The sequence below is a fragment of the uncultured Campylobacter sp. genome (assembly GCF_938045595.1).
Taxonomy (GTDB): domain Bacteria; phylum Campylobacterota; class Campylobacteria; order Campylobacterales; family Campylobacteraceae; genus Campylobacter_B.
On record NZ_CALIBB010000231.1, the window covers coordinates 1 to 6396 of the forward strand.

Sequence of the window (6396 nt, forward strand, 5' to 3'; positions counted from 1 at the left end):
ATCCAAGCTCGCACCTACTTGATTCGCAGGTGAGCGAGGAGATATGCCGCAAAGCAGGGTTGTAGAATACCTCGCATAATTTTTTATGCCGCGGATTTACATCGGCGCGAAAATTTAAAAGGCGAGATTTTGCGGCGAGTTGCGGAGTGCGGTCGCAAAATTTAAGGAATTTCGAAAACTAAATTTAGGCAATGAAATTGCGTAGCAGGCTATAAAAATTTGTAGCAAAAAAAGATAAAATTTCGTAGCATAAAGGCGGAATTTTTCTATGAATTTTGTGATCTAAGTTTCGTGATGGAATTTTTGCGAAAAAATTTGGCACGATGAAATTTTACGCCACGCAAGCTAAGTAGCAATTTTTGCATAGTAAAGAATTTAGCGCTAAAATTTTACAGACAGAATTCCGCCCTGATAGGTCTGTCATGAAATTTTAGCTAAAGAGAGAATATGAAAGAAATTTTAATCACCAATGACGACGGATTCGAAGCGAGCGGACTTTTGGAGCTTGCAAGCGCGCTAAGAGGGGTCGCAAACGTCACTATCGTAGCGCCGAGCTCGGAGAAATCGGCCTGCTCACACTCGCTTACTCTTACTCGTCCGCTTAGATTTATCAAGCTCGACGACGGATTTTTTAAACTCGATGACGCTACGCCCGCAGACTGCGTGTATTTGGCGCTCCGCGCGCTGTATAACCGCAAGCCCGATCTAGTGATAAGCGGCATAAATCACGGCGCCAACGTCGCGGAGGACGTGACCTATTCGGGCACGTGCGGAGGCGCGATGGAGGGGGTCTTGCAAGGCGTTCCCGCGCTCGCGGTGAGCCAGTTTTACGTCGCGGATTCGCTGCAGCGATACGGATTTGATCTTGCATGCGAGCTCACGGTTGATCTAGTGGAAAAAATCTTTAAAAACGGCTTTCCGCTGCCGCCAAAGCAGTTTTTAAATTTAAACGTCCCTGCCGTTTCAAAGCAAGATTTCAAGGGGCTAGTAGTCGCGCCATGCGGAGAGAAGCTCTACGACACCGACGCACAGCTAAACCGCAATCCGCGCGGGATGGAGTATTATTGGCTCGGCAAATCTACGCTCAGTTTTGATGCGAGCAAAAACGAAAGCAGCGACATTTCGGTGCTTTTTGAGGGGCGGGCAACGCTAAGCCCGATTAAGTTAAATTTGACCGCGCACGAGCAGATGAGCGCGCTAGAAAGGTGGATGAAAAACGATGAGTGAGGTCGTAGTAGACCGCTTTTCGCGCTCGCGCCTGCTTTTCGGCGAGGATTTTGCAAGGCTGCAAAGCGCTAAAATTTTAATATGCGGCTGCGGCGGCGTGGGCGGAGCGGCGATAGAGGCGCTGTACCGCAGCGGCGCGGTAGGCTTAAGCGTGATCGATTGCGATCGCTTCGAGATCACCAATCAAAACCGCCAGCTTGGAAGCGAGTGCCTAGGCGAGCTAAAATGCGAGGTTTTCGCGCGCAAATTTAAAGGCGTGACGCCGATCGCCGCTAGGATCGATGAGGAATTTTTATCTAAATTTGATCTGGCGCAATTTGATTTCGTAATCGACGCGATCGACGACGTGGGCGCTAAGATCGCTCTTGCGCTGCGCTGTAGCGAGGCGGGCGTAGGATTTGTAAGCTCGATGGGCGGCGCAAAGAGACTCGATCCCGCTAGAATCGAAATCCGCTCAATCTGGCAGACGCAGGGCGATCCGCTCGCGCGCAAGATCAGATACGAGCTGCGAAAGCACGGCTTTGCGGGCGATTTTGACGTCGTCTGCTCGAGCGAGCCGCCGCGCGTCAAATCGATGGGCAGCTTCATGGGCGTGACCGCGAGCTTCGGGCTTTTCATCGCAAGCTACGTCGTGCGTAGGCTAATAGGCGAGCGAGTTTAAGCGGTTAAAATTTCATATCGTTTCGGCGCGCGGCTCCGCCTGGTCGTGTTTGACGGTTAAATTTAAATTTGGATATTTTGAGCTTTTGATCCGAGCGCGCTTTGCATGCGGTACGGCGCGGCAAGTGCTTTGCGGCGCGCGATGCGGTTAAAATTCAAAAGCGGCGAAAGCGGAATTTTACCGGACGACGAAGATAAAATTTCCTCGGCGCGAAGGTGAAAATTAATTTGCAGCGAAGGATAAAATTTTATCCGCAAAGATCGGCACAGGCTTGCGTGCGAGATGAAATTTAAGGACCACGCGAGCTACACGCGCATGCCGATGTATACGGCGCGCAGTTTTAACAAGCCAGATAGCGGCCTAGGATTAAAATTTAAATACGCGGATCGCAAGCTTGCTCGTGAGCGAAATTTAAGCAAGCTGAGTTTGAGCGGATGTTCTTTGCGGCGGATTTTCGCAGCAGCGCGATTTGAAATTTTATCGCAGTTTTGAGCGCTTTTTGATGCAAAAAGAAGGCTCAGGCAAGCAAAACCAAATCTGCGCGCATCAGCCGCCGCGTAGCGCCTAAATAGCGCAAAGTGTAAGCAAGGCTCAAGCAAACGCAGCGGCAAGCTTACTTCTAAATTCCATTTTTTACCGCTCGCAAAAAGCGGAATTTAGAAATTTAATTTAAAGGAGCAGCGATGAATGAAATTTTTACACGCACGAGCGTGCGGAATTTTACCGAAAAAATGCCGAGCGACGATCAGATCGAGCTCGTGCTAAAAGCCGCGATGCAAGCCCCTAGCGCGGGCAACCAGCGCTCATGGGAGTTTTACGTAGTACGCGACCGCACCACGCTTACGCTACTTAGCAGCGTCGGCACCTACGGCGGCTGCACGAAGGATGCGCCGCTTGCGATCGTGGTCTGCACGCGCAAAAGCGGCTTAAAATTCCAGCCCTACGCTCGCTACGACTGCGCTTGTGCGGCAGAAAATCTCTGGCTAGCGGCGCACCATTTGGGGCTTGGCACCACGTGGCTGGGCGTAGCGCCCGATATTTACGCGATGGAGCGCGTAAGAGAAATTTTGGATCTGCCTGGGCATTTGGAGGCGTTTTGCATTATGCCTTTGGGCTTTCCGTCTCGCGTCACAAAGGCGCACTCGCGCTTTGAGCCCGCTAAAATTCACTTTGTAGGCTAGATATGTTTATTTCGCAGAGTAAAATCGACGATCTTATCGCTAGCGACGGCGCGTTTTTGGACCTTACGACCGAGCTTTTGCAAGACTTTGTGGATCTAAACGCGCCCGCGCGACTTTCGATCGTAACGAGGCAGGATCTGATCTTTAGCGGCGGAGGAATCGCGCGCGAAGTAGCGGCGCGCGTTGGTTGCGAGATGCAGCATCTAGCGCGCGAGGGAAGCGCATTTTGCGCGGGGGATGAAATTTTTAGCGCGCGGGGGAGCTTCGAGAGCCTGCATAAAGCTTGGAAGATCGTTCAGATCGTGTTTGAGTACTCCTGCAAAATTTCAACCTACGCACACGAGATGGTTGCGCTGATGCGAGAGGCGAATCCGCGCTGCGTGCTGGGCGCGACGCGCAAGAGCTTTCCTTTTGCGAAGGAGCTTTGCGTAAATGCGCTGATCGCGGGCGGCGGGAGCATGCACCGTCTGGGGCTGCACGACAGCGTCCTGTTTTTTTCAAATCACATTCGCGCGTTTGCAAGCTTTAGCGAGTTTTGCGCGCAGATCGCTAAATTTAAAGAGCGCGCGCCCGAGCGAAAGATAATGATCGAAGTGGCGAGTGAGCGCGAATTTAGCGAGCTCTTAGGCTACGCACCCGATGCGATAATGTGCGATAAGATGTGCCCGGGTGAGCTTAGAGCCTGCGTTTTGAGGCGCGATGAAACGGCGCCGCAGATTAAAATTTGCGCCGCGGGCGGTATAAATAAAAATAACTGCGCCGAGTTTGCAGCCACCGGCGCGGACGTGCTCGTAAGCTCGGCGGTTTGGAATCAGGGCGTGTGTGATCTCGGCGGAAAGATAGAGCTTATCTAAATATTAAATTTTAAATTTTAAGGCGCAAAAGTCTAAAAAAGGGTATAAAAACGCAATTTATTAATAAATAAGAGTATATTTTGTAGAATTCTTAAAATTTCAAAAAAAGGATTTTCATGAAAAAAATTGCTTTTATTTTAGCGCTTACGGCAAGCGTTTCGTTCTGCGCGGATCAGCTGATAATCGCAGCCGGCGGCGGATATAAAAAGCCCGTCTCGGCCGTGATCGAAAATTTGAAAAAAGAGGGCATGGACGTGGCGGGATCGTTTGCCAACCTCGGCCAGCTCGTCATTCAATCGCGCGAGAATAAAATTTCATTCATCGTGGGCGACGAGGCGTTTTTGAAAAAAAGCGATCTAAATATCACTAAATTTGAAAACGTCGGGCGCGGCACGCTAGTTTTAGTAACGCCGAAAAATATTAAAATAAACGACGTATCAGAGATTGCAAAATTCGATAAAATCGCGATGCCCGATCCTAAAAAGGCGATTTACGGTATCAGAACGAACGAGTTTTTACAAAACGCCAAGATGGAGCCGGTAAAAAATAAAATTTTAGCCGTTGCGGGCGTGCCGCAGGTAGTCGCATACGTCATCAACGGCGAGGTGCAGGCGGGCTTTATCAACAGCACCGAAGCGGTCGCCAAAAAAGATGAGTTCGGCTCGATCATCTACATCGACGAGAGCCTCTACAGCCCCGCATACATCGGCATCGCAATGCTTAGCGCGTGCGGCGAGCAGGCGCTTTGCGAAAAGGTGATGAAGGAGTTTAAATCGGACCGCTCAAAAGAGATTTTTTCAAAATTCGGTCTTAAATGAGCAACATCGCTTGGATCGCGCATCCTTTGCTTTTAAGCGTCAAAGCCCTATTTTGCAGCTTTTTGCTGCTGATTACGGCAGGGCTTGCGATTGCGTATTTTTTAGCCTTTAGTAGATCGAAGCTTAAAAAAATCGTCGAAATTTTAGTGATTTTTCCGCTCATCTTCCCGCCGATCGCGACGGGATTTTTGCTTCTTTACATCTTTGGAAAGAGCGGATTTATCGGCTCTGCGTTAAATTTAGACATCGTTTTTAACTTTTCTTCATTGGTAATCGCCGCATTTTTGGTGGGTCTGCCGCTGTTTGTAAAGCCCGTGTGTGCGAGCTTTGAGCTCTTTCCGAAAAGCCTAATCGAAGCCGCGCAAATTTTGGGCAAAAACAGAGCTCAAATTTTCCTCTTCGTAATCCTTCCAAGCTCGCTTAAAACGCTCGGCTCCGCGCTCATTTTAGCGCTCTCGCGCGGGCTTGGCGAAGTGGGTATCACGCTGATGCTGGGCGGAAACATCGTGGGCAAAACAGACACTCTAAGCCTTGCGATCTACAACGCCGTGTATGACGGCGAGAACGAGCGGGCGCTGATTTTAAGCGTTTTGCTCGTAATTTTCAGCCTGATCTTATTCTTTGCGATAAGTCTTTTAGATAAAAAGCAAAATTTATCTAAATAAGAAAAATTATTTTTTAAGTATTTTTGGATAAAATTGCACTCACATTTCACTTTAAAGGATTTATCATGAAGAAATTTCTAATTTCATCAATTTTAGTCGCAAGCGCCTTGATCGCTCACGAGCACGGCGATATGCAAAATTTTGACCCTAAGACCGGCAAGCACCTCGTCATTGCGATGGAGCAACTAGGCGAGAAGGGCAACATGAACGTAGGCGAGGTCGTAGCGGTCGAGACGAACTACGGCGTGGCGTTTTTCCCAAATTTAAAAGGTCTTGCTAGCGGCGCGCACGGCTTTCACGTGCATCAAAACGCCGACTGCGGCGCGACCGAGAAGGGTCTAGGTATGAAAGCGGGCGGCCACTGGGATCCAAGCGATACCAAAAAACACTCGTTTGCTTGGGATGATAGCGGTCACAAGGGCGATCTGCCTGCGCTTTTCGTCGATGCCGAGGGCAATGCGGTCTATCCGGTGTTAGCTCCGAAGATCAAGAGCCTAGATGAGCTAAAGGGCCACTCGCTGATGGTTCACGTAGGCGGCGATAACCACAGCGACCATCCAAAGCCGCTCGGCGGCGGTGGCGCTAGAATGGTCTGCGGCGTTATAAAATAAGCTTCTTCGCGGATGAAATTAATCATCCGCAATCTCTAAGTATGTCCGCTATGCGGTTAAATTTACGCGATGAAATTTCGCCGTCCGCAGCGCCGAGATACGCCCGCTTTGCCGTTAAATTTACGCACGGCGGGCTTTTGATACAACCTATGCAGCGCAAATTTTATGTTAAATTTACGCGCCGCGCGCTCCTTGTCTCCCGCTTAAATTTTAAAATTTAGCCTTGTTTGCGCGCATTGCGCTTCCGCCCTGTTTTTGTCGCAGCGGAGTAAAATTTTTCAAATTTAAATCAAAGCTTTAAATTTACAGCGCCGAGCTATTTTGGCAGCGCGAGCTTCATTTAACTTTTTCTTCACGACTTTTTCCTACAATCACGCCA

At 49.5% G+C, this 6396-nt stretch carries 9 protein-coding genes; 8 read left to right on the forward strand and 1 reads right to left on the reverse strand.

Features of this window, described 5'->3' with window-relative positions; translation table 11 throughout:
• Positions 1-447 precede the first annotated feature (447 nt).
• From surE to Q0340_RS08895, 8 genes are all read left to right on the forward strand, one after another.
• Positions 448-1227, forward strand: coding sequence for a 5'/3'-nucleotidase SurE (gene surE / locus Q0340_RS08860; protein WP_298083021.1), 780 nt, complete (start codon positions 448-450; stop codon positions 1225-1227).
• Positions 1220-1888 (forward strand): ThiF family adenylyltransferase, encoded by a 669-nt coding sequence (locus Q0340_RS08865; RefSeq protein WP_298083022.1) that lies wholly within the window; start codon positions 1220-1222, stop codon positions 1886-1888. The genes surE and Q0340_RS08865 overlap by 8 nt, the downstream gene beginning before the upstream one ends.
• Before the next feature lie 282 nt (positions 1889-2170).
• Positions 2171-2380, forward strand: a complete 210-nt coding sequence (locus tag Q0340_RS08870; protein WP_298083023.1) for a hypothetical protein — start codon at positions 2171-2173, stop codon at positions 2378-2380.
• 191 nt (positions 2381-2571) lie between these two features.
• On the forward strand, positions 2572-3069 hold the full coding sequence (locus Q0340_RS08875) for a nitroreductase family protein (RefSeq protein WP_291938251.1): 498 nt from the start codon (positions 2572-2574) through the stop codon (positions 3067-3069).
• A 2-nt stretch (positions 3070-3071) separates the two neighbouring features.
• On the forward strand, positions 3072-3923 hold the full coding sequence (modD, locus tag Q0340_RS08880; RefSeq protein WP_298083024.1) for a ModD protein: 852 nt from the start codon (positions 3072-3074) through the stop codon (positions 3921-3923).
• Positions 3924-4039: 116 nt separating this feature from the next.
• Positions 4040-4741 (forward strand): molybdate ABC transporter substrate-binding protein, encoded by a 702-nt coding sequence (gene modA / locus Q0340_RS08885; RefSeq protein WP_298083025.1) that lies wholly within the window; start codon positions 4040-4042, stop codon positions 4739-4741.
• Positions 4738-5406 carry an ABC transporter permease subunit gene (locus Q0340_RS08890; RefSeq protein ID WP_298083026.1) on the forward strand — a complete coding sequence of 223 codons (669 nt, stop codon included), beginning with the start codon at positions 4738-4740 and terminating at the stop codon, positions 5404-5406. The genes modA and Q0340_RS08890 overlap by 4 nt, the downstream gene beginning before the upstream one ends.
• Before the next feature lie 65 nt (positions 5407-5471).
• A complete protein-coding gene (locus tag Q0340_RS08895) occupies positions 5472-6017 on the forward strand; it encodes a superoxide dismutase family protein (protein ID WP_298083027.1) in 546 nt (181 codons plus the stop codon).
• 22 nt (positions 6018-6039) lie between these two features.
• Here Q0340_RS08895 and Q0340_RS08900 read toward each other — a convergent pair whose 3' ends face one another.
• Positions 6040-6177 carry a hypothetical protein gene (locus tag Q0340_RS08900; protein WP_298083028.1) on the reverse strand — a complete coding sequence of 46 codons (138 nt, stop codon included), beginning with the start codon at positions 6175-6177 and terminating at the stop codon, positions 6040-6042.
• Between the last annotated feature and the right edge of the window lie 219 nt (positions 6178-6396).

Bases quoted from the DNA above. Each gene is read 5' to 3' on its own strand.
- surE (WP_298083021.1), top strand. From the start codon at position 448: ATGAAAGAAATTTTAATCACCAATGACGACGGATTCGAAGCGAGCGGA.
- Q0340_RS08865 (WP_298083022.1), top strand. From the start codon at position 1,220: ATGAGTGAGGTCGTAGTAGACCGCTTTTCGCGCTCGCGCCTGCTTTTC.
- Q0340_RS08870 (WP_298083023.1), top strand. From the start codon at position 2,171: ATGAAATTTAAGGACCACGCGAGCTACACGCGCATGCCGATGTATACG.
- Q0340_RS08875 (WP_291938251.1), top strand. From the start codon at position 2,572: ATGAATGAAATTTTTACACGCACGAGCGTGCGGAATTTTACCGAAAAA.
- modD (WP_298083024.1), top strand. From the start codon at position 3,072: ATGTTTATTTCGCAGAGTAAAATCGACGATCTTATCGCTAGCGACGGC.
- modA (WP_298083025.1), top strand. From the start codon at position 4,040: ATGAAAAAAATTGCTTTTATTTTAGCGCTTACGGCAAGCGTTTCGTTC.
- Q0340_RS08890 (WP_298083026.1), top strand. From the start codon at position 4,738: ATGAGCAACATCGCTTGGATCGCGCATCCTTTGCTTTTAAGCGTCAAA.
- Q0340_RS08895 (WP_298083027.1), top strand. From the start codon at position 5,472: ATGAAGAAATTTCTAATTTCATCAATTTTAGTCGCAAGCGCCTTGATC.